Genomic DNA, 26,010 nt, shown 5'->3' with positions numbered 1-26,010 from the left:
CGCACTCCCTCCCTTGTCACCGCGCCCCGCGGCGGCCGGTTTGCCGCCTCGTCCAGCGCATGGTGTCCATGACGGCGGCGGCGGTACGGATGTGACCGCGGCAAAACCGGCGCCGGTCGCGATCGCCGGTCAGCCGGTCGCGCCCGCCTCCACCGGCAGCGTCACTTCGTGCATGGCCACGCCGCGCTCCGCGGATGCCGCCCACAGCTCGTCCAGGCGGCGGCCACTCACCGGCTCCACCACCCCGGGCGCGATCTCCGCCAGCGGCCGCAGCACGAAGGCATGGCGCAGCTCGCCGCGCGGCAGGCGCAGGTTGCCGGGGCCGCTGCACACCAGGTCGTCGAACAGCACGATGTCGATGTCGAGCGTGCGGTCGCCGAAGCGCGGGCCGCTGCGGTCGCGGCCGTGGGCGTCCTCGAGCGCGTGCAGCCAGTCGTTGAGCGCCAGCACGTCGAGGTCGCTGTCGATGACCGCGGCGGCGTTGACGAAGTCGGCGCCCTCGAAGCCGACGGCCGGCGTGCGGTAGGCGGCCGAGGCGCGGATGTCGCCGAAGCGCTCGCGCAGGGCCGCGAAGGCGATGGCGATGTGGCGCTCCGGGTCGACGTTGCTGCCGAGGCTGAGGCAGGCGGTGTGCATGGCGCGCGCTCCGGGACGCGTTCGCGTGGGGCGCACATGATCGCGCGCCGTGCCCGCCCGCGGAAGCGCCACGGCCGCGATCCCGCCGGCATGGCAGGCCCGGGGTGGCCGGGCCCCACGTCGCCGACGGCGCGTCCGGCCGGCCTCAGCCGGATGCGTCGGCGCGGCTCGCGGCGCCCGGATCGTCCTCGCGCCGCAGCCGCACTTCGACCGGCGCGTCGCTGTGCGCCTGGAACACCCGCAGCCCGAACTCGGGAAGGATCGCCAGCAGGTGGTCGAAGATGTCGGACTGGATGCCCTCGTAGGCCGCCCATGCCACGTCGGAGGTGAAGCAGTAGATCTCCAGCGGCAGGCCGTGGTCGGTGGGCTGCAGCTGGCGCACCAGCAGGGTCATGTCCTGGTGGACGCCCGGGTGGTTCTGCAGGTACTGCTGCACGTAGGCGCGGAAGGTGCCGAGGTTGGTGACCCGGCGGCGGTTGACCGGCTCGGCGCCGCGCTCGGCCAGCGTCGCGTTCCAGGCCTGCAGTTCGCTGGACTTGCCGTCGAGGTACGCATCGAGCAGGCGGAAGCGGCGGAATCGCGCCACCTCGTCGGCGTCGAGGAAGCGCGTCGAATGCTGGTCGAGGTAGATCGCGCGCTTGATCCGCCGGCCGCCGGACTCCGTCATCCCGCGCCAGTTCTTGAACGAGTCGCTGATCAGCTTGCGCGTGGGCACCGTGGTGATGGTCTTGTCCCAGTTCTGCACGGTGACCGTGTGCAGCGCGATGTCGATCACGTCGCCGTCGGCGTTCTGGCTGGGCATCTCGATCCAGTCGCCGATGCGCACGCGACCGTCGCCGCTGATCTGCAGGCTGGCGGCGAACGACAGGATCGTGTCCTGGAAGATCAGCATCAGCACCGCGCTGGCCGCGCCCAGGCCGGTGAGCACATGCACCAGTTCCACGCCCGCCAGCAGCGCCACCGAGGCGAGCGCCGCCATCACCAGGGCGATGATCTTGGCCACCTGCAGATAGCCCTTGATCGGCTTGTTGCGCGCGTCCGGGCGGCGCTCGTAGACCTCGTTGGCGACGTCGAGCGCATGCCCGAAGGCCAGCGCGACGGTGAAGATCACGAACACCTTGCACAGGCCGCTGACGAAGGCGACCAGCTGCGGCGGCAGGTCCGGCACCATGCCGATGCCGGCGCCGATCACCAGCGCCGGCACCACGTTGGCCAGGCGCGAGATCACGCGCATGCGGCTGATGGAGTCGCCGGTGTGGCCGGTCAGCGCGGCCACGCGCGCGATCACGTGGCGCAGTCCGCGCAGCAGGACGCGCCGGGTGATGAGGTTGGCCAGCCACGCCACGAGCAGCAGCGCGGACAGCACGATCAGGGAATAGGCCCAGGGATAAGGCGCCAGCATTTCGCGCAGCGCGTCGAGATGGTCTTGCATGGGATCTCCGGTTGCGACGGGTCAGCCGCCCCGCGCGCGCTCGATCACCACGCCGACCGCGCGCGCGCCGCGCACGGCGCCGGGCTTGCTGAGCTTCAAGCGTAGCGAATGAACGTTGAATTCCCGCAGCACGATCTCCGCGCAGCGCTCGGCGAGCGTCTCCACCAGGCCGAAGTCCGACTGCGACACATACTCCACCAGACGCTGGCTGACCGCCTTGTAGTTGAGCGTATCGGCGATGTCGTCGCTGGCCGCGGGCACGCGGTTGTCGAAGCGCATCTCGAGGTCGAACACCAGGGTCTGGCGGATCCGGCGCTCCCAGTCGTAGATGCCGATGAGGGCCTCGATCTCGAGGCCTTCGATGAAGACGTGGTCCATGGCGCGCGCGATCCGGACGGGCGGGACAGCTTAACGCGGCGCGTCGGCGCGTCGGCTCCGGCAGCGACAGGGCCGCGATCCGGCGCGGCGCTCAGGCCGCGCCCGGTCGGACTTCCGGCAGCGTCGCCATGTCCCAGCGCGGGGTGACGTGCACGGCGTCGGGGGCGCGCTGGCCGGCCTCCAGGCGCAGCGCGCCGGCGAAGGCGATCATCGCACCGTTGTCGGTGCACAGCGCCGGGCGCGGGAAGCAGGCGCGGCCGCCGCGCTTCGCCGCCATCTCCTGCAGCCGCGCGCGCAGTCGACGGTTGGCGCCCACGCCCCCGGCGACCACCAGGGTGTCGCAGCCGGCTTCGTCCAGCGCGCGTTCGCACTTGATCGCCAGCGTGTCGACCACCGCGTCCTCGAAGGCACGGGCGATGTCGGCGCGGGTGGCGTCGGTCTGGTCGCTGTCGCGCCAGGCCAGCATCACCTGGGTCTTGAGGCCGCTGAAGCTGAAGTCCAGGCCCGGGCGATTGGTCATCGGGCGCGGGAAGCTGAAGCGGCCGGGCGTGCCGGCTTCCGCCAGCGCGGCCAGCTGCGGTCCGCCGGGATAGGGCAGGCCCATCAGCTTGGCGGTCTTGTCGAACGCCTCGCCGGCGGCGTCGTCCAGGGTCTCGCCCAGCAGCCGGTAGCGGCCGATGGCGTCCACCGCCACCAGCTGGGTATGCCCGCCCGACACCAGCAGGGCGACGAAGGGCGGCTCCGGCGGGTCGTCCTCCATCAGCGGCGCCAGCAGGTGCCCTTCCATGTGGTGGACGCCGACCGCGGGCAGGTCGAGCGCCCAGGCCAGCGAACGCGCCACGCCGGCGCCGACCAGCAGGGCGCCCACCAGGCCGGGGCCGGCGGTGTAGGCGACGCCGTCGAGGTCGTCGACCGCCAGGCCGGCCTCGGACAGGGTCTGGCGGATGAGCGGCAGCAGCTTTCGCACGTGGTCGCGGCTGGCCAGCTCGGGCACGACGCCGCCGTATTCGGCGTGCAGCGCGATCTGGCTGTAGACCGCGTGCGCCAGCAGCCCGTCCGCGCCCGTGCGGCCGGTGTCGTAGACGGCGACGCCGGTTTCGTCGCAGCTGGTTTCGATGCCGAGGACGCGCATGGGGGCCTGTGGGGACGGGAGGGCGGGTCGCTACAGCTGCGACCACCCAGGCCCATTTGCGCGGGCCGGGGACAGGGGCTATCATACGCGGCTCGCCGGCAGGAAACCGGCGCACTCCGACACCAGAGATTCCCAATGCCCAGCGTCAAAGTCCGCGAAAACGAGCCCTTCGAGTTTGCCCTCCGCCGCTTCAAGCGCACCTGCGAAAAGGCCGGCGTCCTCGCCGAGACCCGCAAGCGCGAGTTCTACGAGAAGCCGACGCAGGAGCGCAAGCGCAAGGCCGCCGCGGCGGTGAAGCGCCAGGCCCGTCGCACCTCGCGCGACGTCACCAAGCGCCAGCGCATGTACTGATCCGGCCTGCCGGCGCCCCCGGGCGCCGCGGTCGAGGTCGCACCCTGAAGCCGGCACGCGCGAGCGTCGCCGGCTTTTCGTGTTCACGCAACCCGGAGCATCCACGATGAGCCTCAAGCAGCGCCTCACCGACGACATGAAGGCCGCCATGAAGGGCGGCGACAAGGCCAGCCTGGGCGTGATCCGCCTGGTACAGGCGGCGATCAAGCAGCGCGAGGTCGACGAGCGCGTCGAGCTCGACGACGCCCAGGTGCTGGCGGTCATGGAGAAGATGGTCAAGCAGCGCAAGGACTCGGTCAGCCAGTTCGAGGCCGCCGCGCGCGAGGACCTGGCCGCGATCGAGCGCGCCGAGATCGAGGTGATCCAGCGCTACCTGCCCGAGAAGCTGGGCGAGGCCGAGGTCCAGGCCGCGATCGACGCCGCCATCGCCGAGACCGGCGCCGCCGGCCCGGCCGACATGGGCAAGGTCATGGGCGTGCTGAAGCCGAAGCTCGCCGGCCAGGCCGACATGGGCCAGGTCTCGGCGCTGCTGAAGAAGTCGCTGGCCGGCTGATCCGCCGCCACGCCTGCAGGAGCCGCTGCATCGGCTCCTGCACGCACCGGCTCCTGCACGGAGGCATCGCCGCCACGTGGCGTGCACGGGGCGCTCCGCATCCTCCGGCGCATGGCTGAATTCATCACCGGTCGCCTCAGGGCCAGCTTCGAACGCCTGCAGCAGTCGCTGCCCTACGCCATCGTGCAGCGCTTCGTCGAGGTCGACATCCTCACCCACGCGGCCTCGCTGACCTTCTTCGCCCTGCTGTCGCTGGCGCCGCTGCTGGTGCTGCTGCTGTGGCTGACCGCGTCGCTGTACCCGTCCGCGCAGCAGGCGCTGCTGGAGCAGGTGCAGGCGATCGCCGGCACCGGCGCGGGCGAAGTGGCCAACACCGTGCTGGAGAACGCCAGCACCGAGCCCGACGTCGGTTCGCTGGCCGGGCTCTGGAGCACCGGCCTGCTGTTCTTCGGCGCCACGGCGGTGTTCGCGCGCCTGCAGGGCACGCTGAACCTGATTTTCCACACCTCGGGCGAGCAGGTGCGCGGCGGGCTGCAGGCCTGGCTGCGCAAACGCGTGTTCTCGTTCGGCGTGGTGCTGGCGCTGGGCTTCCTGCTGCTGGTGTCGGCGGCGCTGACCACGGCGCTGGAGATCTGGTTCGCCGGCTCGCCCACCCTGCCGGTGCTTGGCAACCTCGCTTCGCTGGCGCTGTACGCGCTGGCGTTCGCGCTGATGTACCACTACCTGCCCGACCGGCGCGTGCGCTGGCAACAGGCCTTCCTCGGCGGCGTGCTGACCGCGCTGCTGTTCGTGCTCGGGCGCTGGGGCATCGGCCTCTACATCGCCGAGGCGGCGCCCGGCAGCGCCTACGGATCGATGGGCACGCTGGTGGTGCTGCTGGTCTGGCTGTACTACGCGGCGGTGGTGTTCTTCGTGGGCGCCATGATCACCGCGGTGATCGACGAGCGCTGGCGCTTCAGCGACGTCCGCCGGCGGCTGGAAGAGCGGGCCGCACGGCGCCACCGCCCCGCCCCCCTGTAGGAGCAGCTACAGCTGCGACCCGGGCCAGCGACGCAGCCTGGCCCAGGTGTGCAGCCCAGGCGCAGCCCAGGTCGCAGCTGTAGCTGCTCCTACAGGGGGGCGGGGCCGCATGCGATCATGGCGGTGCCCATGGCCCGCCTCTCCGACGCCTTCATCGACGACCTGCTCGCCCGGACGGACATCGTCGAGGTGATCGGCCTGCGCGTGCCGCTGAAGCGCCAGGGCCGCGAGTATTCGGCGCGCTGCCCCTTTCACGACGAGCGCTCGCCCTCGTTCACGGTGTCGCCGACCAAGCAGTTCTACCACTGCTTCGGCTGCGGCGCGCACGGCACCGCGATCTCGTTCCTGATGAACTTCGACCGGCTCGAGTTCCTCGACGCGGTCGACGAACTGGCCAGGCGCGCGGGCATCGAGGTGCCGCGCGAGACGCGGCAGCAGAACGAGAACCCCGACTTCCGCGACATGTACGCGGTGCTCGACGAGGCCGCGCGCTTCTACCGCGCCGCGCTGGTGCCCGGCACCGAGGCCGACGACTACCTCTCGCGCCGCGGCATGGACGGCGCGATCCGCGAACAGTTTGGCATCGGCTACGCGCCCGGTGGCTTCTCGGCGCTGAAGGACGCGCTTGGCAGCAGCCCGCGGCGCGTGTCGCTGCTCGAACGCACCGGCATGCTGTCGAAGAACGACCGCGGCCACGTCTACGACAAGTTCCGCGACCGGGTGATGTTCCCGATCCACGACCGCCGCGGCCGCGTGATCGCCTTCGGCGGCCGCGTGCTGCGCGCGGAGGATTCGCCGAAGTACCTCAACTCGCCCGAGACCCCGCTGTTCCACAAGGGCCGCGAGCTGTACGGGCTCTGGCAGGTGCGCCAGGCCAACCAGAAGATCGCGCGGCTGGTCGTGGTCGAGGGCTACATGGACGTCGTGGCGCTGTTTCAGCACGGCATCACCCAGGCCGTGGCCACGCTCGGCACCGCGACCACGCCGGACCACGCAGAGCTCCTGTTCCGCAACGCGCCCGACGTGTACTTCTGCTTCGACGGCGACGCCGCCGGCCGCCGCGCGGCCGCGCGCGCGATGGAGTCGGTGCTGCCGCGGATGAAGGACGGCCGCCAGGCCTTCTTCCTGTTCCTGCCCGACGGCGAGGATCCGGACACCATCGTGCGCAACGAGGGCGCGCCCGGCTTCGAGGCCCGCCTGGCGGCGGCCACGCCGCTGTCGCAGTTCCTGTTCGACCACCTGGCCGAGGACGGCATCAACCTGGCCACGCTCGACGGCAAGGCGCGCCTGGCCGAACGCGCGAAGCCGATGCTGGCGCAGCTGCCCGACGGCGCCTTCGCCGACCTGATGCAGCAGCGGCTGACCGAACTCACCGGCGTCGGCGCGCGCGCCGCACCGCCCGAGGTGCACGTGCCGGCCGCCCGCGCCCGGCGCGCGCCGGCGGGCACGGCCCCGCGCCGCAGCCTGGTGCGCGGCGCGATCACCCTGCTGCTGCAGAAGCCGCAGCTGGCGCTGGAACTGCAGCCGCCCTTCCGCTTCGTCGCCCTGCGCCAGCCGGGCGTGGGGCTGCTGACCGAGCTGGTGGCGATCGTCAGCGCGCGCCCGGACATCGGCACCGGCGCGATCCTCGCCGCCTTCGAGGGCCGGCCCGAAGCCGACGCCCTGCACAGGCTGGCGGCCATCGACATGCCCGGCGACGAGGCCGGCTGGCGGCGCGAATTCATCGATGCGGTGGCGCAGCTGGACCGCCAGACCCTGCAGCAGCGCATCGACGAGCTCAACGCGAAGCAGCGCGAGGAAGGCCTGGACGCGGCCGACAAGGCCGAGCTGCGCGAGCTGCTGCAGGCGCGCGGGGGGCCGGCGAGGTGACCGGCGTGTGCGGACTGAAGCGATCGCAGCCGTAGCCACGTCCGCGGGCACTCGCAGCACCCTGCAGGAGCGGCTGCAGCCGCGAGCGTCCGTCACATGACACGCCGGAGACAGGGGTTTCCCCCAATGGCGGCGCCAGGTACGGCACCGTATTGTCCGGAAAGCTCCCGAAGCCCGGTGCCTGACGCATGTCGTTCGAAGCCCAGAGCCTTCTTGCCCCCCTGCCTCCGCCGCAGTCCTGGAGCGACGCGGGCGGCTGCCTGCGTGGCCCGGATGCCGGCCGCCCCGAGGGGCTGGATCCCTCACTGCTGGATGCCAGGCCCGACGAGGTCGCCTTCGAGCTCGACCCGCGCAGCGTGGAGACCAGCGGCGAGCGCTCCGACCAGTGGAACACCCACTACGAAGCCAGCGGCGAAATGACCGTGCGCGGCCCCGACGGCGCCGGCACCCAGGTCCCGGTGCGCTACGAGGTCACCCTGCGCAACGAGGAGGCGACGCCGGCGGCGATGGCCGCGGTGAACCCCTTCGACCCGGCCACGATCCCGCCGCGCACCCGCATCGAGGTGCACGGCGCCGACTACGTGGGCACCGCGCTGGAGCCCGCCTTCCGCGAACTGGCCGCGGCCAACGACCTCGCCTCGATCGACGACCTGCGCCTGTCGCTGGAAATGACGGAAAAGAAGGGCCTGCGCGTGATGAGCGGCGCCGAGCGGCTGTTCGACGCCCCACGCGACGGCGGGCCCGGCTCGCCCGCGCTCGAGCGCGAGGACTTCACCCGCCACACCACGATGCTGTCCGACCCGGCCGGCACCGACCGCGCCCAGTACACCCGCATGCTGCTCACCGGCCAGGTGCCCGACGCCACCGTGCAGGTCCGCGAGGACGTGGCGCCGGGCGAAGTCACCGGCGCCGTCACCGAAGCCGGCTCGGGTGAGGTCAACGACATCACCTGGACGCTCGACGCCGAAGGCCGCCCCAGCGGCGCGGAGGCCGTGCTGACCTGGGAGCCGACCAGCCGCGGCCGTGACTCCGACCGCATCGAGGCCAACGCCCAGAGCGGCTTCCGCGTCGACAACGACATGAAGGGCAGCGGCGACGACGTCGGCCACCTGGTGGCCTACCGCTTCGCGCAGGGGCACGGCGAAGTGAACATGTTCCCGCAGTTCTCGAGCTTCAACCAGGGCGCCTACGCGAAGATGGAGCAGGAGTGGAGCGACTGGATCGGCGCCGGCATGGAGGTGCGGATCGACATCGACCTGGTGCGCACCGACGCCGCCCGCCCCGACGAGGTGCATGTCGACTACGAAGTCATCGATCCGGTCACCGGCAGCGTGGTCTACGACCCCTCGCTGCTCGCCTTCGGCAACAGCGGCGGCCAGTCCTTCGACGCCATCGCCTCGCGCGAGATGCCGGACCTGATCGACAGGGCCGCCGCCTGAGCCCAGACTGTCGCGCATGCACGCAGGCCCCACGCTGGACCGCAATGAGCTGATCGCCCGCATCGGCCGCCTGCTGGTGGCCGATCCGGCGGTGGCCGACGGCGAGTGGCACGGCTACGCGCTGATCGTCCGCTACGGCGACGGCGCCCTCGCCCGCCGCATGGCCGGCTTCCGCTATGACGCCGACGGCGCGTACGCGGCCGCCACGCCGGATGCCGACGCGTTGGGCCCGGCCTTCGACGACCTGCGCGACGCCACCCGCGTGCCCGGCAAGGATCCATGGGGCGCCTGCGTGCTGCGGCTGTGGCGCGACGGCGGGCGCATGGCGGTGGAGTTCGAGTACGACGTGCCGGAACGCTGGGACGTCACGCCGCAGACCTTGGCTGCGGTCGCCACGCGTGCACGCCCGGTAGGTGCCGACGAAGACCCGGGCTGACGCCTGCCCCGCCCCGGGCCCTGTCCACCCCGCGGCATTGACGATAGAGTCCGCCCTGGGGATCCGGAGGGGTGACAGGGATGTTGCGGGTTTTCGTCGCGCTTTGGCTGGCCACGGCGCCTGTCATGGTGCAAGCCGAGGCCGGCCCGCGCCAATCCGTCCCTTGGCTCACCGGCGAGGATGCGGGCTTCAATGATGCAGTCGCCGCCGGGAGCTTCGAGGAAATCGGGGCTGGCCCACGCCTGCTGACCCCGCTGCAGCCGGAAAGCTGAACTCTTCCGGGCCACACTTCGGCGCCCCGGCTTCGTACCAGCGTCCCGGCACCCTCGGGACCAGACAGGGAGTACACCGATGTTGCGATTGATCCTGGCGCTGGTGCTGATTTCAGCGCCGTTCGCCGCGGCCGCGCAGAGTGAACGCGAGATCCGCGCACAGGCACAGGCTTCGATGCTCGTGACCGGCACGATCGATATCGAGCCGGATGGCTCGGTGTCGGCCTATGTGCTGGATCACAAGGAGAAGTTGCCGCCTTTCGTCGCCGACGTGGTCGACAAGGCGGTGCCTGGCTGGCACTTCGAGCCCGTCATCGTCGACGGAACCAGCGTGCCGGCCCGCTCGCGCATGACGCTGCGCCTGGTCGCCGCACCCGCCACGGACGAGGGCATTGAAGTCAGGATCAGCAGCGCGAGTTTCGGCGCATATGACGAAGGAGACACCGGTTCCGTCCGCGCGGTGTCCCGGCCACCGCCGCGCTACCCATCCACGGCGCTGCGCCTGTATACGAGCGGTACCGTCTACCTTGCCTTGAAGATCGGGCGTGAGGGCGAGGTCCTGGATGTCGCCGTCGAGCAGGTCAACCTGCGCTCGGCGGCGAACGGCACATGGTCGGACCGCCTGCGCACGCTCTTTTCGGAAGCGGCGATCAAGGCCGCGCGTGAGTGGGTGTTTCTACCGCCGAGCACGGGAGACCAGGCAGCCGCGCCCTACTGGACGATCACGACATCGACTGCGTTCGTCATGCAAGGAGAGGCCCATGACGACTATGGACGCTGGATCGGCTACATCCCGGGTCCTCGCCAGACAGCACCCTGGCTGCAGAAAGTGGACAGGGACGGGGGGGACGCGCTCGCGGACGGGACGATCCGGCAACACGGCGCAGGCCCGCAGCTGTTGACGAAGCTGCAACCGGACACCTGATGTCCGGCAGGCTATCGGCATCGCGCGTGGGCCACGACGGCGGCGCGCCCGGGGCCGGGCGCTGCCTTCGCTACGGAATCAGCCCACCTGCTGCAACTCGAACACGGGCGAAGGCTGCAGGAACGGCAGCAGCCAGTGGTCCACGAGCAGGAAGGCGAACAGCGCCATCAGGTAGACCACGGAGTAGTTGAAGACCCGCATCGGGTAGAAATCATCCGGCGGGTCCATCAGGCGCCAAGCGTGCCACAGGAACACCAGGCCCAGCACCAGCGCGCCGCCGAGGTAGAACAGGCCGCTCATGCCGACCGCCCAGGGCAGCACCGTCACCACCAGCAGCAGCACGGTGTACAGCAGGATCTGCCAGCGCGTGTACTCGACGCCATGGGTGACGGGCAGCATCGGCACCAGCGCGCGGGCGTAGTCCTCGCGGCGGAAGATCGCCAGCGCCCAGAAGTGCGGCGGCGTCCATACGAAGATGATCAGCACCAGCAGCAGCGCGTGCGCCCAGTCCCACTCGTTGCGCATGCCGGTCACCGCGGCCCAGCCGAGCAGCGGCGGCGCGGCGCCGGCGATGCCGCCGATGACGATGTTCTGCGGCGTCGCGCGCTTGAGGAAACCGGTGTAGACGATGGCGTAGCCGATCAGCGAGGCGAAGGTCAGCAGCGCGGTCAGCGGGTTGACCAGGGCGACGAGGATCGCCATCGACAGCGCGCCCAGGAACACTGCGAACGCCAGCACCTGCGCCGGCCTGAGCGCGCCCGTGGCCAGCGGCCGGTCGGCGGTGCGTACCATCACCTTGTCGATGCGCTGGTCGATCAGGTGGTTGATCGCCGCCGCCGAAGCCGCGGCCAGCCAGATGCCGATGAAGCCGAACACCGACTGGCGCAGCGGCGGCAGGCCGGGCACCGCCATGAACATGCCCACGAACGCGGTGAACACGATCAGCGCGACCACGCGCGGCTTGGTCAGCTGCCAGTACTGGCCGAACTGCGCGCCCACCTCAGTCCACCCCGCGCAGGCGCGCCAGCAGCGACACCATCACGAACACCAGCAGCGCGGCGCCGCCGTTGTGCATCACCGCCACCGGCAGCGGCAGCGACAGCTTGACGTTGAGGATGCCGAGCGTGACCTGGGCCACCGTGAGCAGCGCCAGCAGCACGCCCCAGCCGCGCAGGCCCGGCGTGCGCAGCATGCGCGCCGCGGCCCACAGCAGCATCGCGGCCGCGGCCACGGCGCCCAGGCGGTGGGTGACGTGGATCGCGATGCGCGCAGCGCCGTCGAGCACGCCGCCCTCGTAGTCCACGCCGATGCCGCGCCACAGCACGAAGCCCTCGCGGAAATCCGTGGGCGGCAGCCACAGGCCCGCGCACTGCGGGAAATTCTCCATCGACCAGCCGCCGGCGCCGCAGGACAGCGCGGCGTAGTTCGCGCTCACCCAGCCGCCGAGCGCGATCTGCACGCCGAGGACCGCCAGCGCGGCCCACAGCAGCCGGCGCAGGCGCCCGGCATCGGCCAGCACGATCGGCCGGTCGAGCGCGCGCCAGGCCATCCACACCAGCAGCGAGAACGTCAGCAGGCCGCCCATCAGGTGGCCCATCACCACCACCGGCTTGAGCAGCCAGGTGACAGTCCACATGCCGAGCAGCGCCTGGAAGATGATCACCGCCAGGGTCAGCGAGGATTCGCGCGCGAGGTCCTGCCCGCGCCAGCGCAGCGCGGCGGCCAGCAGGATCGCTTCGCCGGCGACCGCCAGCACCGAGGCGGCGACGTGCGCGCCGGCCATGTAGGTGGGAATCGCGATCGCGACCAGGCCGGCGGCCGCCAGCACCTGGGCGATGCCAAGCCGGCGCCGGCGCGCGGCCAGCAGCGCCATCGCCAGCACCAGCACGCCGAGCAGCGCGGCGATGTGGCGGTGCACCTGCTCGCGCCAGGCCTTGTGGTCCTCGAAGGTTCGAATCGCGCTGGCGGCGTGATCGGCCGCGTGCTCGACCGCTTTCGGCCAGGTCGCGCGCCCGTAGCAGGTCGGCCAGTCCGGGCAGCTGAGGCCGGCGTGCGACAGCCGCACGAAGGCGCCGAACACGATCACGCCCAGCGCCAGCGCCACGGCCAGCCAGGCGATTCGGTGGAAGTGGCGGTGGATGTGGCGGACGCCGTGCTGGGGGGACTGGCCGCGAGGAGTGGAAACGGTGGTCATCACTTGAGCTTGAGCAGGCGCGCCACGTCCGTGCGCAGGTGGCCGGGGTCGAAGCCCGGCGCATAGCGCAGGATCACGAAGCCGTTGGGATCGACAACATACACCGGCGCGCCCTGCGGTCCGCCCTCCTCGACCCGCGGCAGCTGGGCACTGAGCTCCGGCGCCGGCTCGACCACGTTCCAGACCCGGTTGCGCAGCGCGCCCTCGGGCGGCTCGCCGACCCACAGGATGTTGACGTGGTCGGCGTTGTGCCCGAACAGCCGCCAGACCTTGTCGAGGTCGTGGCTGAGCGCGACGCAGGCGTCGGTGCAGTCGGCCGGGGGCGCGACCATGATCCGCCAGGTGCGCTCGGCCGGATTCCAGGGGTACTCGCCGCCGCCGGCCAGGCGCGGCACGACCTGGCGCAGGTCGCCGGGGGGCTGCAGCAGCTCGCCGTGGTTCTTCATGCCGGCCGGTCGCCAGCCCGAGAAGCGCAGCGCGCCCGCCACCAGCGCGCTGCCGAAGAACACCACCACGATCAGCACGAGCAGCCCGCGGTTGCGGTTGCGCTCGCGCGCGGGGATGGACGGGGCGGTGCGGGGATCGTTCATGGGCGTTGCCTGCGGGTCGTCAGGATCAGCGCGGTGGCGAGCACCGCGAGGGCGAGCGCGAACCACTGCACGGCGTAACCGAGGTGGCGTTCGGGCGGGAGGGTGTTGGGCAGCACGTCGAGGTCGCGGGCGTAGCCGATGTCGAGCGCCGGGTCGAGCTTGAGGACCCTCGGCGCAAGCCGCGGCAGGCCCAGCGGCGCGGCCAGCGCGGCGGGATCCAGCCCGATCGCGAGCAGGCTGCCATTGGCCTGCTGTTCGAAGCCCGAGGGCCCGATGCCATGCGAAGGCGGCGGCGCCAGCAGGCCGGCGACCTCGCGCGGCCCCGCCAGCCGCGGCACCTCGGGCAGCGTCCGCTCGGGAGGCAGCGGCAGCCAGCCGAGCTCGACCAGCACCGCCCCGGTACCCGCGTCGGGCACGAAGGCGCGATACACGCGCACGCCCGCGCGGCCGTTGCGCTGCTGGTTGTCGAGCAGCACCGCCGGTGCCTCGGCGAAGTGGCCCGGGCCGGCGCTCCAGTCGTAGCCGCGGGTGCGCGCCGGGTCGGCGGCGACGGCCAGCGGCACCGGCGTCTTCGCGGCGATCGTCGCCGCGACCTGGTCGAGCATCAGCTGCTTTTCCTGCTGCCTGCCGAGCTGCCAGTGACCGAGCGCCGAGAAGCCGGCGATCGCCAGCAGCGCCGCCATCCACCCGACCACCATGCCGGTGCCACGGCTCATGTCCGCGCGTCGACCGGGTGCGATACTGCGCCGATCACACCGGCCGCGGAGGCCAAGCGCATGAGTGACTCGCTGAAAACCCTGCTCATCATCGGATTCCTGATCCTGATCGTATGGAACCTTGGCGCCGGCCTGTACTACATGCTGGTCGACAAGGGCACCACCAAGCGCACGGTGAATGCGCTGACGCGGCGCATCGCGCTGTCGGTGGCGCTGATCCTGATCGTGCTCCTCTCGATCTGGATGGGGTGGATCACGCCGCACGGCATCCAGGGCTGAGCCCGGGACCGGGGCCGCGCGCGCGGCCCCGGCGCAGACACGAAGGCCGGCGATCGCCGGCCTTCGTCATTCCATGACGGCCGCCCTGGCGGGCGCGTGCCTCAGACCACGTAGACGAACAGGAACAGCGCCAGCCAGACCACGTCGACGAAGTGCCAGTACCAGGCCACGGCCTCGAACGCGAAGTGGTTGTCCCTCGTGAAGTGGCCCTTGAGGCAGCGGAACCAGATGATCGCCAGCATGATCGTGCCCAGCGTCACGTGCGCACCGTGGAAGCCGGTGAGCATGAAGAAGGTCGAGCCGTAGATGCCCGACCCCAGGGTCAGGTTGAGGTCGCGGTAGGCGTGGATGTATTCCTCGACCTGGAAGAAGAGGAACAGGCAGCCCAGCAGCACGGTGATGCCCAGGAACACCAGCAGCTGGCGGCGGTTGTCGGCCTTCAGCGCATGGTGCGCGATGGTCAGCGTGACGCCCGAGGTCAGCAGGATCAGCGTGTTGAGCAGCGGCAGGCCCCAGGCCGGGATGGTCTGGAACGCACCGCCGACCTGGCCCGGACCGGCCGACGGCCAGGCCGCGCTGTAGCCCTCCCACAGCAGCGAGTTGGTCATGACGCCGTCGCCCGCGCCGCCCAGCCACGGCAGCGACAGCTGGCGGGCGTAGAACAGCGCGCCGAAGAAGGCGGCGAAGAACATCACTTCCGAGAAGATGAACCACACCATGCCCATGCGGAACGAGCCGTCCACCTGGCGGTTGTGGTAGCCCGACACCGATTCGAGGATCACGTCCGCGAACCACTTGAACAGGATCAGGATCAGGCCCGCGGCGCCGACGAAGAACATCGTCCTGCCCCACGACACCTCGTTGAACCAGCTCGCCAGTCCGAAGAACAGGATGAACAGCGCCACCGACGCGAACACCGGCCACTTGCTGTCGTGCGGGACGAAGTAGACGTTCGGGTCGTGGTGCTCGGCTTGGGTCTGTGCCATGTCGGGTTCCGTCGTTGCCGGGTCAGGGTGCCGCGTGCGGCACGTTGGACGACGCACCGACCGCGGCGGACTGCTGTTCGCGCTCGGTCAGGATGTCGTTCTTGAAGAAAGTGTAGGACAGGGTGATCGTCTTGACGTCCGCCGGAAGCGACGGATCGATGATGAAGCGCACCGGCATGTCACGGGTTTCCCCGGCCGCCAGCGTCTGCGCGGTGAAGCAGAAGCATTCGGTCTTGGCGAAGTAGCCCGAGGCCCGCGCCGGCGCCACCGAAGGCGTGGCGGTGCCGACGATCGCGCGGTCGCCGTCGTTGTGCGCGTAGTAGGTGGTCTCGTACTGCTGGCCGACCTGCACCTGCATGCGCGCCTGGTTGGGCCGGAACGACCACGGCAGCGAGGAGTTGACGCCACCATCGAACTCCACCGTGACCATGCGCGCCTCGGCCGCGGCGCCTGCACCGGCATCCGCGCTCGCCGCGGTGTTGTCGAGGCGGATGCCGAACACCTTCTCGCAGGCGATGCGGTACAGCGGCACCAGCGAGAAGGTGAACGCGAACGCGGCCAGCGCTGCGAGCAGCATCTTGCCGATGCCGGCGGTCCTGGCGGCCTTGCCGGTCACGACGCCAGCACGCCCGACAGGATGAAGGCGACGTAGATCGCCAGCGCCACCGCGCCCAGGATCAGCGCCATGCGCAGGGCACGCCGCCGCTGGGCGGCGACGCGCACGGGGTCGTGCTGGTCAGGCACGACCGGCCTCGTTCACGGGCTCGATCTCGTGGCCTTCGGGATCCAGGTCGCCATGGGCGAGGTCGCCCGGACGGATCACCGGCGGCGTGCCGAAGGTGTGGTGCGGCGCCGGCGACGGCACGGTCCACTCCAGGCCACGCGCGCCTTCCCACGGACGCTGCGGCGCCACGGCGCCCTTCTTCAGCGAGTGGAACAGGATGCCGAACATCATGAAGGGCGTGACGAACATGCCGAACGCGCCGATCGAGCTGATCAGGTTCCAGTCGGCGAACACCACGTTGTAGTCCGGAATGCGGCGCGGCATGCCGGCCAGGCCCAGGAAGTGCTGCGGGAAGAACAGCAGGTTGACGAACACCATCGTCCACCAGAAGTGGAACTTGCCCCAGGCCTCGTTGTACATGCGGCCGGTCCACTTCGGCCACCAGTAGTAGACGGCGGCGATCAGCGCCAGCACCGAGCCGGTGACCAGCACGTAGTGGAAGTGCGCGACGACGAAGTAGGTGTCGTGGTACTGGAAGTCGGCCGGCACGATCGCGAGCATCAGGCCCGAGAAGCCGCCGATCGAGAACAGGATCACGAAGGCGATCGAGAACAGCATCGGGGTCTCGAACGTCAGCGAGCCGCGCCACATCGTGCTGACCCAGTTGAAGATCTTCACGCCCGTGGGCACCGAGATCAGCATGGTCGCGTACATGAAGTAGATCTCGCCGCCCAGCGGCATGCCGGCCGTGAACATGTGGTGCGCCCACACGATGAACGACAGGAACGCGATCGCGGCGGTGGCGTACACCATGGCCTGGTAGCCGAACAGCGGCTTGCGGCTGTAAGTCGGGATGATCTCCGAGACCACGCCGAAGGCCGGCAGGATCATGATGTAGACCTCGGGATGCCCGAAGAACCAGAAGATGTGCTGGTACATCACCGGGTCGCCGCCGCCGGCGGCGTTGAAGAAGCTGGTGCCGAAGAACTTGTCGGTCAGCAGCATCGTCACCGCGCCCGCCAGCACCGGCATCACCGCGATCAGCAGGAACGCGGTGATGAGCCAGGTCCACGGGAAGATCGGCATCTTCAGCAGGTCGACGCCCGGTGCGCGCATGTTGAGCACGGTGGCGATGACGTTGATCGCGCCCATGATCGAGCTGATGCCCATCATGTGGATGGCGAAGATCGCGAACGCCATGCTCGAGCCGCCCTGCAGCGACAGCGGCGGGTACATGGTCCAGCCGCCGGCCGGCGCGCCGCCCGGGAGGAAGAGGGTCAGCAGCAGCATCGCGAAGGCGAACGGCAGGATCCAGAACGACCAGTTGTTCATGCGCGGCAGCGCCATGTCCGGCGCGCCGATCTGCAGCGGGATCATCCAGTTGGCCAGGCCGACGAAGGCCGGCATCACGCCGCCGAAGATCATCACCAGCGCGTGCATCGACGTCATCTGGTTGAAGAAGTGTGGGCTGACGTGCTGCAGGCCCGGCACAGCCAGCTCGAAGCGGATGACCACGCTCATCGCCGCGCCGACGATGAACATCAGGAAGCTGAAGAGCAGGTACAGCGTGCCGATGTCCTTGTGGTTCGTGGAGAAGAACCAGCGTTCGACGAAGCCCTGCTTGTGGTCGTGGTGGTCGGCGGTTGCGGTATGGGTGGACATGGCGATCGGCCTTTCGTGTTCGGTCAGGCGGCGCTGGAGGCGTCGGCGGATGCGGCGGCGGGCGCCTGCGGGGCGGTGGGCTCCTCGCCCTGCTGGATGTCTTCGATCATGTCCGGGTCGATGGACCGCGGCGCGTTGCCGTCGCCGCCCTCGGGCACCAGCGAGGGATCGGTCGGGACCCCGGTGTCCACCGTCTTCATCGACGCCAGCCAGGTCGCGTATTCGTCCTTCGGCACCGCGCGCACCACGATCGGCATGAAGCCGTGGTCCTTGCCGCAGAGCTCGGCGCACTGGCCGCGGTACACGCCCGGCTCGCGGATCTCGGCCCAGGCCTCGTTGACGATGCCCGGCACCGCGTCCTGCTTCCAGCCCAGCGCCGGCACCCACCAGGAGTGGATGACGTCGTCGGCGGTGATCACGAAGCGGATCTTGGTGTCGACGGGCACCACCAGCTCGTTGTCGACCTCGAGCAGGTAGTAGGGGTGCGCCGCCGGGTCGGGGCGCTCGCCGGCCTGCCGGATGCGGTCGTGTTCGCGGTCAAGGCGGCTGGTGATGGAGACGTCCTCGCCCAGGTAGTCGTACTTCCACATCCACTGGTAGCCGGTCACCTTGACCGTCATTGCGGATTCGCGGGTGTCGTACATGGCGATCAGCTTGCTGGTGGCCGGCCAGGCCATGATCACCAGCAGGATCACCGGGATCACCGTCCAGAGCACTTCGAGGCCGGTGTGGTGGCTCCATTTGGCGGCCACCGCGCCCTTGGACTTGCGGAACGCGAACATCGCGTAGCCCATGGCGATGAAGACCACCAGGCCGATGGCCAGGCAGATCCACAGCGCCAGCATGTGGGCCTCGTAGGCGTTCTGGGAGGTCGCGGTCACGCCCCGCCCCATGTTCAGCTGCCATCGCGACGGATCGGCCACCTGGGCCATGGCCGCCATCGGCGCCGCGGCGACGAGCGCCAGAATCCACCGCGAGAATCGCCCCTGCATCATGCGCGCAACCCCAAATGTTCGATCGCGGCCCGGCGGCCGCCTGCCATCTACGTTGGTCGGATGGCCCATCCGCACCGGCCTCTGCCGCGCGCGGTCGAACCGGCCACGCCCCGCCGGGGGCGCCTGATCGTAGTGATGGTAGCCGTCGCGTACGCGGACCGGCAAGCACATCCATCGCGGGCCTGCAACGCGCCCGGTCAATACGACGTGCGAAAAAATGCGCCAAGGGCGCCCCGGCGGGCCCGCGGACGCCCTCGCGAACAGGGCGCAAAGCGCACCCGGAGGACTAGAATCCTCCTCTCCCACCCTCGATGTCCGGACCACCGTGACCAAGCCACTCCCCGGCGACCTTCCGCCGCCGTCCGACCCGCTGCGCGCGGCGATCACGCAGCACTGGCTGGCGGACGAAGCCACCCGCGTGCGCGCGCTGCTCGCCGAGGCGCGCCAGCCGCCCGCCGACACCGCCGCCATCGCCGCCACCGCCGCCGGCCTGGTGCGCCGCGTGCGCCTGCGCGCGCGCGACCAGGGCGTGGTCGAGTCCTTCATGCGCCAGTACGACCTCGGCAGCGAGGAGGGCGTGCTGCTGATGTGCGTGGCCGAGGCGCTGCTGCGCATTCCCGACCAGGACACCGCCGACGCGCTGATCCGCGACAAGCTGGGCGAGGCCGACTGGAAGCGCCACGTCGGCCAGTCGGAATCGGTGCTGGTCAACGCCTCCACCTGGGGCCTGATGCTGACCGGCCACCTTGTCGACCTGGCCGACGACACCCGGCGCGACGTGCACGGCGCCTTCAAGCGCCTGGTCGGCCGCGTGGGCGAGCCGGTGATCCGCCTGGCCGTGCGCCAGGCGATGAAGATCATGGGCCACCAGTTCGTGATGGGACGCACGATCGGCGAGGCGCTGTCGCGCGCACGCAAGGGCCGCAACGCGAACTACCGCTATTCGTACGACATGCTCGGCGAGGCCGCGCTCACCCAGCGCGACGCCGACCGTTACCTCGAGGCCTACCGCAGCGCAATCGACGCCATCGGCCGCAGCGCCGGCGGCGCCGCCGACGAGATCGTCGCGCCCTCGATCTCGGTCAAGCTCTCGGCGCTGCACCCGCGCTACGAGCACGCCAAGCGCGAACGGGTGCTGGCGGAACTGGCCCCGCGCCTGCTGGACCTCGCACGGCGCGCGAAGGGCCACCGCATCGGCCTGACCGTGGACGCCGAGGAGGCCGACCGCCTGGAGCTGTCGCTGGACGTGATCGAAGCCGCCTGGTCGGACCCGTCGCTGGCCGGTTGGAGCGGTTTCGGCATCGTGGTGCAGGCCTACCAGAAGCGCGCGCCGTTCGTGATCGACTGGATCGCCGGGCTCGCGCGCCGCGGCGGCCGCCGGATCCCGGTGCGCCTGGTCAAGGGCGCGTACTGGGACGCCGAGGTCAAGCGCGCCCAGGTCGAGGGCCACGCGGGCTATCCCGTGTTCACGCGCAAGCCCAACACCGACGTCAGCTACCTGGCCAACGCGCGCCGCCTGCTCGACGCCGGCGACGCGGTCTATCCGATGTTCGCCACCCACAACGCGCAGACCATCGCCGCCGTGCACCGCATGGGCGCCGGCCGGCCGTTCGAGTTCCAGAAGCTGCACGGCATGGGCGACGACCTCTACGACGAGGTGATCCCGGCCGACCGCCTGGACGTGCCCTGCCGCGTCTACGCGCCGGTCGGCAGCCACGAGGACCTGCTGCCCTACCTCGTGCGCCGCCTGCTCGAGAACGGCGCCAACTCCAGCTTCGTCAACCGCATCACCGACGAGGACGTGGCGATCGAGGACCTGGTCCGCGACCCGGTCGAGGTCGTGTCCGCGTTCGACTCCATCCCGCATCCGCGCATCCCGCTACCGGCCGACCTGTTCCGCAGCGTCGGCATCGACAGGACCAATTCCATGGGCATCAACCTCGCCAACGACGACGACCTGCGCACCCTGGCCGCCGCCATTGACGCCGAAACGGCGCAGTGGCAGGCCGCGCCGCTGGTGCCCGGCGCGACCACCGCCGCCGCCTGGACCGACGTCACCGACCCCGCCGACCGCCGCCGCGTGGTCGGCCGCTGGCAGGCCGCGGACGCCGCCACGGTCGAGCGCGCGCTGGCCAACGCCGTCGCCGCGCAGCCGGCCTGGAACGCGACCCCGGCCGCGTCGCGCGCCGCGATCCTCGAGCACGCCGCCGACGTGATGGAGCGGCAGATGCCGAAGTTCATCGCCATGTGCACGCGCGAGGCCGGCAAGACCATCGTCGACGGCGTCGCCGAGGTGCGCGAGGCGGTCGACTTCCTGCGCTACTACGCCGGCGAGGCCCGTCGCCAGTTCGGTGCGCAGGCCCTGCCCGGCCCCACCGGCGAGTCCAACGTGCTGCAGCTCGAAGGCCGCGGCGTGTTCGTCTGCATCAGCCCGTGGAACTTCCCGCTGGCGATCTTCTGCGGCCAGGTGGCCGCGGCGCTCGCCGCCGGCAACAGCGTGATCGCCAAGCCCGCCGAGCAGACCAACCTGGTCGCGCACGCGGCCGTCGCCCTGCTGCACGAGACCGGCATCCCGGCGGCCGTGCTGCAGCTGGTGCCCGGCGACGGCGCCAGCGTCGGCGCCGCGCTCACTTCCGACCCGCGCGTGGCCGGCGTGGCCTTCACCGGCTCCACCGCCACCGCGCGCGCGATCAACCGTGCGCTGGCCGCCCGCGACGCCTCCATCGGCGTGCTGATCGCCGAGACCGGCGGCCAGAACGCGCTGATCGCCGACTCGTCGTCGCTGCCCGAACAGGTGGTCAAGGACGCGATCGGTTCGGCCTTCACCTCGGCCGGCCAGCGCTGCTCGGCCGCGCGCGTGCTGTTCGTGCAGGACGACATCGCCGACAAGGTGGTCGACATGCTGGCCGGCGCGATGGCGGAACTCGTGGTCGGCGACCCGGGGCAGCTGTCGACCGACGTCGGCCCGGTCATCGATGCCGACGCGCTGCGCCTGCTCGAGGACCACGCCGGCGAAATGGCCGGCTGCCGGCTCATCGCGCAGGCCATGCTGCCCGACGCCGCCGCGCACGGCACCTTCTTCGCGCCGCGCGCCTGGGAGATCGATTCGATCGGCCGCCTGGAGCGCGAAAACTTCGGCCCGGCGCTGCACGTGGTGCGCTGGAAGGCGAGCGAACTCGACCAGGTCGTCGACGCGATCAACGCCACCGGCTTCGGACTCACCCTCGGCATCCATTCGCGCATCGACGAGACCGTCGAGCGCATCGTGGCGCGCGCGAAGGTCGGCAACATCTACGTCAACCGCAACCAGATCGGCGCGGTGGTGGGCGTGCAGCCCTTCGGCGGCCAGGGCCTGTCCGGCACCGGCCCCAAGGCCGGCGGTCCGCACTACCTGCCGCGCTTCGCCACCGAGAAGACGGTGACCATCAACACCACCGCCGCCGGCGGCAACGCCTCGCTGCTGACGCTGGGCGACTGAGCCCCCTCCGCCGCCCGCCATCCTGTAGGAGCAGCTACAGCTGCGACCCGTACTGGCGGCGATCGCGGTCGCAGCTGTAGCTGCTCCTACGGGGACGCGGGCGAACGGAAGGCTGAGGAAAGAAAAAGCCCCGCGGATGCGGGGCTTTTTCCATCACGCCGGAGCGATCAGAAGCGGTACTGCGCCGACACGCCGAACAGGTTGGCGTCACCGTCGAACGGACCGGCGATGGTGCTGCCGCCGCTGGTGAAGTCGACCTCGGGATCCTTCGGCTTCAGGTGGGTGAAGGCGAAGTCCACCGACAGCGCGTCGCTCACGTCCCACGTGGCACCGATCGAGTACCAGTTGCGGTCCGCGTCGGGCAGGCGCGGGGTGCGGTGCTCGATGCTGGTCGGGGTCTCGTCGATCGCGACGCCGCCGCGCAGGGTCCAGGCGTCGTTGAGCTTGTACTCGGCGCCCAGCGACGCGAACTGCGTGTCTTCCCACTCGAAGGGTTCGACCGAGTCCGGATCCGGGTTGTCGAAGTCGATGCGCACTTCCTGCAGCGAGGACCAGCCGGTCTCGGCCCACTTCGCCATCATCGCGAAGCGGTCGGTGAACTCGTAGCGGGCCGCGACCGAGAAGGTCGAGGGCGTGGTCAGCTTGGCGCCGGCGCCGCCGTTCTGGAACAGCTGGGCGGTCATCGGGTTGCTGTTGAACACCGCGCGCACGTCGCCCGGCACCTGCCACTCGGCGGTGCCGCGCAGCTCGTAGTCGATCTCGGACTGGTAGTTCACGCCCACCGAGAAGCGGTCGGTCGGACGCACGGTGAAGCCCGCGACCCAGCCGAAGCCGGTGTCGTCGCCCTGGATCTCGGCGTGGCCGTCACGCGCCTGCGGCACCGCGAACGGCAGCGGGCGGGTGGCCGGGTTGGAATAGAGCAGGGTGCCGAAGTCGACGGCCTTGGACAGGGTCACGTCGGCCTTGGAGTAGATCGCGCCCAGGCCCACCGAGAAGCGGTCGGTGATGTCCAGCGCGGCCGAGAAGGTCAGGTTGATGATCTTCACGTCCGAGGTGTCGGCGAAGTAGCGGCCCTGCCAGTCGGGCTCGTACTCGGTCTTCAGGCCGAACGGCGCGCTGACCATGGCGCCCAGCGCCAGGCCGTTGTCGAGCTTGTGGATCACCGAGAACGCCGGGATCGGAGTGACGTCGCCGGCGTTGCCGCCGTCGCCGCCGGTGAGCGGGCGGCCGAACGCGTCGGTGCCGCTGCCCTCGAACTGGTAGCTCAGGTCGATCACCGAGAGGTCGGCCTGGACCGTGGTGCCCTCGAAGCGGGTCATCGCGGCCGGGTTGTTGATCACGACGGAGGCGTCGCCTTCGTTGATGCCGGTGCCGGCAAACGCGGCGCCGAGGCCCTTGACGCTGTTTTCCTTGAGCTGGAAACCGGACGCGTGGACCGGGGCGAAGGCCAGGGCGCCGGCGATGCCGAGCGCGAGGGCCGAGGCCTTGTAGACGGGGGAAATACGCATTGCGGGAAGGCTCCTGGCAGTGGCTTGCAGTTGTTGGAGTGCCGCGCACTATACCGTGGCGGATGGTGTTGCACAGGTGCCCCGCGTCACGCCTCCGGGCGGGTATCTTGGCCACCACGTCCGCCTTCCCACCCCGCTCCCCAGTCATGTTCGTCTCGATCCCCACGCACGCGCGCCCCGCCTTCCGCTGGGCCACCCCGCTGCTCTGCGCGGTCCTGTGGTGCGTCTACCTGTGGGCGAGCACCCGGCCGGAGGCCGTCGAGCAGGCGCTGATGGCGCGCTGGGGCGCACTGACCGGCGGCCTGGCACCGGATGCGCTGGCGGACTGGTGGGGCGACGGCGAGCGCGGGTTGCGCCTTCTCACGGCGCTGTTCGTGCATGCCGACTGGGCGCACCTGCTGGGCAACCTGGTGTTCCTGCTGATCTTCGGCCTGCCGGCCGAGCGCGCGCTCGGCTCGTGGCGGATGCTGGCGCTGTTCCTGGCCGGCGGTGCGTTCGCCAACCTCGTCACCGTGCTCGTGGTCGATGCGCCGGACCGCTTCGTGATCGGCGCCAGCGGCGCGGTCTCGGCGCTGATCGGCACCTACCTGGCGCTGTTCCCGCGCGCGCACCTGGGCGTGGTGCTGCCGCTGGGCCTGTTCCTCGAGTTCGTGCGCGCGCCGGCCTCGCTGCTGATCGGCATCTGGGCCCTGCTGCAGGTGGTGTTCGCCTACATCGGACCGGCCTTCGGCGCCGTGGCCTGGTCGGCCCACGTCGCCGGCTTCGCCTTCGGCGTGGCGTTCGCGCTGCTCTCGCGCGGCGCGATCGCCCGGCGGCTGCGGCGCCAGAAGGGTTACTGAGCGCCGTCCGCCGGAGGAGCCGTCCCGGCCGCCGGCGTCACCGGCAGCGCGCAGGTCCCGCCAGAGGCGAGCCGGCGCAGCGCGTCCATCGCCGCCTTGACCGGCTCGTCGCCGTCGAGCACCTGCCCCGGCCGCCCGCCCTCCTCGCCGTCGGCGGCGAGATGCCCCGGCAGCGCGGACTCGGCGTAGCCGCTGGCCGGCGCGCCCTTGCCATCGATCACCAGGTCGGGCTCGATGCCCCGGGCCTGGATCGAGGTGCCGCCGGGCGTGTAGTAGCGCGCGGTGGTGAGCTTGACCGCGTCGCCGTTGTCCAGCGGCAGCAGCGTCTGCACCGAGCCCTTGCCGAAGGTGCGGCTGCCGACGATGCAGGCGCGCTCGTTGTCGCGCAGCGCGCCGGCCAGGACCTCGGAGGCGCTGGCGGACCCCGCGTCGACCAGCACCACCACCGGACGGCCTTGCATGCGGTCGCCGGGCGTGGCGTTGAACGAGGTGTCGCCCACCTGGATGCGGCCGCGGGTGCTGACGATGCCGCCGCTCTCCAGCAGGTCGTCGGCGATCTGCACCGCCGAGGTCAGCAGGCCGCCGGGATTGCTGCGCAGGTCGAGCAGCAGGCCGCGCAGGCCGTTGCCACCGGCCTCGCCGTTGAGGCGGTCCACGGTGGCGGCGAAGTCCGTCGCGGTGTCGGCCTGGAACGAGGCGATGCGCACGAGGCCGAAGCCCGGCTCGCGGATGCTGCCGCGCACGCTCGCGGTGCGGATGACCTCGCGCGCCACGCGCAGCTCGAGCGGTTCGGCCTCGCCTTCGCGCAGGACCGTCACGCCGACCTCGGTGCCGGGCGGGCCGCGCAGCGGACCCCGGCCTTCGTGGCTGGCCGGCGTCAGCGCCTGGCCGTCGACGGCGGTGATGACATCGCCCGAGCGGATGCCCGCGCGCTGCGCCGGGCTGCCGTCCATCGGCGAGATCACGCGCATGCTGCCGTCGGGCAGCTGCATGACCTCGACGCCGATGCCCTCGTAGGCGCCGGTGGTGCCCTCTTCGAAGGCCTCGGCGTCGCTGCGCTGCAGGTAGGCGCTGTGCGGATCGAGGTCGAGCAGCAGGCCCCGGATCGCGGCCTGCATCAGCTCGCGGTCACCGACCTCGTCGACGTGGCCGGCGCGCACGGCGTTGAAGACCAGGACGAAGCGGGTGATCTCGTCCAGCGGAACCGCGCTGTTGGCGGTCTCCCCGTCGTCGCCGTCGGTGGGGTCACCGGTCGCGGTTCCGCCTGTGCCGGCAGGTACGTCGGTATCGGTCCCGCGCGCGGGTCCGTCCTGCGCCGGCCCATCCTGCGGCGACGTCTCCTGCTCTGGTGGGTCCTGCTCCGGCGCTTCCTGCTCCGGTGCGTCCTGTTCCGGTGCGCCAGGCTCCGGCGCGTCACGCACGGGATCGTCCTGGCTGGCACGATCCACCGGCGTCGCCTCCTCCGGCTCCGCAGGCGGCGGCGTCTGCGCGGCGGCGGGCAGGGCCAGCAGGCTGGCGAGGGCGAGCGTCAACAGGCTGGCGCGCATTCGGGACTCCGGGTTCGCGGGATGGACGGCCCCGCGCCGGGGCGCGAGG

At 71.0% G+C, this 26,010-nt stretch carries 25 protein-coding genes; 10 read left to right on the top strand and 15 right to left on the bottom strand.

Going from position 1 to position 26,010, the window contains the following annotated elements:
* Nucleotides 1-129: 129 nt before the first annotated feature.
* The 4 genes from folK to tsaD form a co-directional block, all read right to left on the bottom strand.
* Nucleotides 130-636: a 2-amino-4-hydroxy-6-hydroxymethyldihydropteridine diphosphokinase gene (gene folK, locus H9645_RS06495; RefSeq protein ID WP_191728885.1), complete on the bottom strand. Its 507-nt coding sequence runs from the start codon at nt 634-636 to the stop codon at nt 130-132.
* A gap of 145 nt (nt 637-781) precedes the next feature.
* Nucleotides 782-2,068 carry a mechanosensitive ion channel family protein gene (locus H9645_RS06490; protein WP_191728884.1) on the bottom strand — a complete coding sequence of 429 codons (1,287 nt, stop codon included), beginning with the start codon at nt 2,066-2,068 and terminating at the stop codon, nt 782-784.
* A gap of 21 nt (nt 2,069-2,089) precedes the next feature.
* Nucleotides 2,090-2,446 carry a dihydroneopterin aldolase gene (gene folB, locus H9645_RS06485; protein ID WP_191728883.1) on the bottom strand — a complete coding sequence of 119 codons (357 nt, stop codon included), beginning with the start codon at nt 2,444-2,446 and terminating at the stop codon, nt 2,090-2,092.
* Between the two features lie 91 nt (nt 2,447-2,537).
* Entirely contained in the window at nt 2,538-3,578 is a 1,041-nt protein-coding gene (gene tsaD / locus H9645_RS06480) for a tRNA (adenosine(37)-N6)-threonylcarbamoyltransferase complex transferase subunit TsaD (RefSeq protein ID WP_191728882.1), read from the bottom strand.
* Between the two features lie 135 nt (nt 3,579-3,713).
* Between tsaD and rpsU the strand changes: the two genes are divergently transcribed.
* From rpsU to H9645_RS06445, 7 genes are all read left to right on the top strand, one after another.
* Complete coding sequence (gene rpsU, locus H9645_RS06475; RefSeq protein WP_132328402.1) at nt 3,714-3,929, top strand: 30S ribosomal protein S21; 216 nt, start codon at nt 3,714-3,716, stop codon at nt 3,927-3,929.
* Between the two features lie 106 nt (nt 3,930-4,035).
* Nucleotides 4,036-4,482, top strand: a complete 447-nt coding sequence (locus tag H9645_RS06470) for a GatB/YqeY domain-containing protein (protein WP_189498160.1) — start codon at nt 4,036-4,038, stop codon at nt 4,480-4,482.
* A gap of 111 nt (nt 4,483-4,593) precedes the next feature.
* The gene (locus H9645_RS06465) at nt 4,594-5,502 is read left to right on the top strand and encodes a YihY/virulence factor BrkB family protein (protein WP_191728881.1); all 909 of its coding nucleotides are present in this window, start codon (nt 4,594-4,596) and stop codon (nt 5,500-5,502) included.
* Between the two features lie 129 nt (nt 5,503-5,631).
* Complete coding sequence (gene dnaG, locus H9645_RS06460; RefSeq protein ID WP_191728880.1) at nt 5,632-7,371, top strand: DNA primase; 1,740 nt, start codon at nt 5,632-5,634, stop codon at nt 7,369-7,371.
* 188 nt (nt 7,372-7,559) lie between these two features.
* Nucleotides 7,560-8,810, top strand: coding sequence for a DNA/RNA non-specific endonuclease (locus H9645_RS06455; protein WP_191728879.1), 1,251 nt, complete (start codon nt 7,560-7,562; stop codon nt 8,808-8,810).
* Between the two features lie 16 nt (nt 8,811-8,826).
* Nucleotides 8,827-9,246 carry a hypothetical protein gene (locus H9645_RS06450; RefSeq protein ID WP_191728878.1) on the top strand — a complete coding sequence of 140 codons (420 nt, stop codon included), beginning with the start codon at nt 8,827-8,829 and terminating at the stop codon, nt 9,244-9,246.
* 351 nt (nt 9,247-9,597) lie between these two features.
* Entirely contained in the window at nt 9,598-10,443 is an 846-nt protein-coding gene (locus H9645_RS06445; RefSeq protein WP_191728877.1) for an energy transducer TonB, read from the top strand.
* A 78-nt stretch (nt 10,444-10,521) separates the two neighbouring features.
* Here the strand turns inward: H9645_RS06445 and cyoE are convergent, their stop codons facing one another.
* The 4 genes from cyoE to H9645_RS06425 are packed head-to-tail and all read right to left on the bottom strand — an operon-like array spanning nt 10,522 to nt 13,943.
* A complete protein-coding gene (cyoE, locus tag H9645_RS06440) occupies nt 10,522-11,442 on the bottom strand; it encodes a heme o synthase (RefSeq protein WP_191728876.1) in 921 nt (306 codons plus the stop codon).
* Nucleotide 11,443: 1 nt separating this feature from the next.
* Nucleotides 11,444-12,637 carry a COX15/CtaA family protein gene (locus tag H9645_RS06435; protein ID WP_191728875.1) on the bottom strand — a complete coding sequence of 398 codons (1,194 nt, stop codon included), beginning with the start codon at nt 12,635-12,637 and terminating at the stop codon, nt 11,444-11,446.
* The gene (locus H9645_RS06430) at nt 12,637-13,227 is read right to left on the bottom strand and encodes a hypothetical protein (RefSeq protein ID WP_191728874.1); all 591 of its coding nucleotides are present in this window, start codon (nt 13,225-13,227) and stop codon (nt 12,637-12,639) included. The genes H9645_RS06435 and H9645_RS06430 overlap by 1 nt, the downstream gene beginning before the upstream one ends.
* Nucleotides 13,224-13,943, bottom strand: coding sequence for an SURF1 family protein (locus tag H9645_RS06425; RefSeq protein WP_191728873.1), 720 nt, complete (start codon nt 13,941-13,943; stop codon nt 13,224-13,226). The genes H9645_RS06430 and H9645_RS06425 overlap by 4 nt, the downstream gene beginning before the upstream one ends.
* Nucleotides 13,944-14,003: 60 nt before the next feature.
* Between H9645_RS06425 and H9645_RS06420 the strand changes: the two genes are divergently transcribed.
* Entirely contained in the window at nt 14,004-14,222 is a 219-nt protein-coding gene (locus H9645_RS06420) for a twin transmembrane helix small protein (protein ID WP_189498142.1), read from the top strand.
* Between the two features lie 101 nt (nt 14,223-14,323).
* Here H9645_RS06420 and H9645_RS06415 read toward each other — a convergent pair whose 3' ends face one another.
* The 5 genes from H9645_RS06415 to coxB are packed head-to-tail and all read right to left on the bottom strand — an operon-like array spanning nt 14,324 to nt 18,589.
* A complete protein-coding gene (locus H9645_RS06415; RefSeq protein WP_191728872.1) occupies nt 14,324-15,208 on the bottom strand; it encodes a cytochrome c oxidase subunit 3 in 885 nt (294 codons plus the stop codon).
* Nucleotides 15,209-15,230: 22 nt separating this feature from the next.
* On the bottom strand, nt 15,231-15,824 hold the full coding sequence (locus H9645_RS06410; RefSeq protein WP_191728871.1) for a cytochrome c oxidase assembly protein: 594 nt from the start codon (nt 15,822-15,824) through the stop codon (nt 15,231-15,233).
* Entirely contained in the window at nt 15,821-15,952 is a 132-nt protein-coding gene (locus H9645_RS14290; RefSeq protein ID WP_263598379.1) for a hypothetical protein, read from the bottom strand. The genes H9645_RS06410 and H9645_RS14290 overlap by 4 nt, the downstream gene beginning before the upstream one ends.
* Complete coding sequence (gene ctaD, locus H9645_RS06405; protein ID WP_189498136.1) at nt 15,945-17,594, bottom strand: cytochrome c oxidase subunit I; 1,650 nt, start codon at nt 17,592-17,594, stop codon at nt 15,945-15,947. The genes H9645_RS14290 and ctaD overlap by 8 nt, the downstream gene beginning before the upstream one ends.
* A 23-nt stretch (nt 17,595-17,617) precedes the next feature.
* Nucleotides 17,618-18,589, bottom strand: a complete 972-nt coding sequence (gene coxB, locus H9645_RS06400) for a cytochrome c oxidase subunit II (protein WP_191728870.1) — start codon at nt 18,587-18,589, stop codon at nt 17,618-17,620.
* 217 nt (nt 18,590-18,806) lie between these two features.
* Between coxB and putA the strand changes: the two genes are divergently transcribed.
* The gene (gene putA, locus H9645_RS06395; protein ID WP_191728869.1) at nt 18,807-22,067 is read left to right on the top strand and encodes a bifunctional proline dehydrogenase/L-glutamate gamma-semialdehyde dehydrogenase PutA; all 3,261 of its coding nucleotides are present in this window, start codon (nt 18,807-18,809) and stop codon (nt 22,065-22,067) included.
* Nucleotides 22,068-22,234: 167 nt separating this feature from the next.
* Here putA and H9645_RS06390 read toward each other — a convergent pair whose 3' ends face one another.
* Nucleotides 22,235-23,575: an OmpP1/FadL family transporter gene (locus H9645_RS06390; protein WP_191728868.1), complete on the bottom strand. Its 1,341-nt coding sequence runs from the start codon at nt 23,573-23,575 to the stop codon at nt 22,235-22,237.
* Nucleotides 23,576-23,721: 146 nt separating this feature from the next.
* On the opposite strand from H9645_RS06390, the gene H9645_RS06385 reads away from it, so the two are divergent.
* The gene (locus tag H9645_RS06385) at nt 23,722-24,414 is read left to right on the top strand and encodes a rhomboid family intramembrane serine protease (RefSeq protein ID WP_191728867.1); all 693 of its coding nucleotides are present in this window, start codon (nt 23,722-23,724) and stop codon (nt 24,412-24,414) included.
* On the opposite strand, the gene H9645_RS06380 is transcribed toward H9645_RS06385, so the two are convergent.
* Entirely contained in the window at nt 24,408-25,961 is a 1,554-nt protein-coding gene (locus H9645_RS06380; protein WP_191728866.1) for a S41 family peptidase, read from the bottom strand. The two genes, H9645_RS06385 and H9645_RS06380, sit on opposite strands and share 7 nt — an antisense overlap.
* Nucleotides 25,962-26,010: the final 49 nt, after the last annotated feature.

This window comes from Luteimonas colneyensis (genome assembly GCF_014836665.1).
Taxonomy (GTDB): domain Bacteria; phylum Pseudomonadota; class Gammaproteobacteria; order Xanthomonadales; family Xanthomonadaceae; genus Luteimonas; species Luteimonas colneyensis.
Note: the sequence above shows the minus strand (reverse complement) of the source record. Positions and strands in the feature narration are given on the sequence as shown.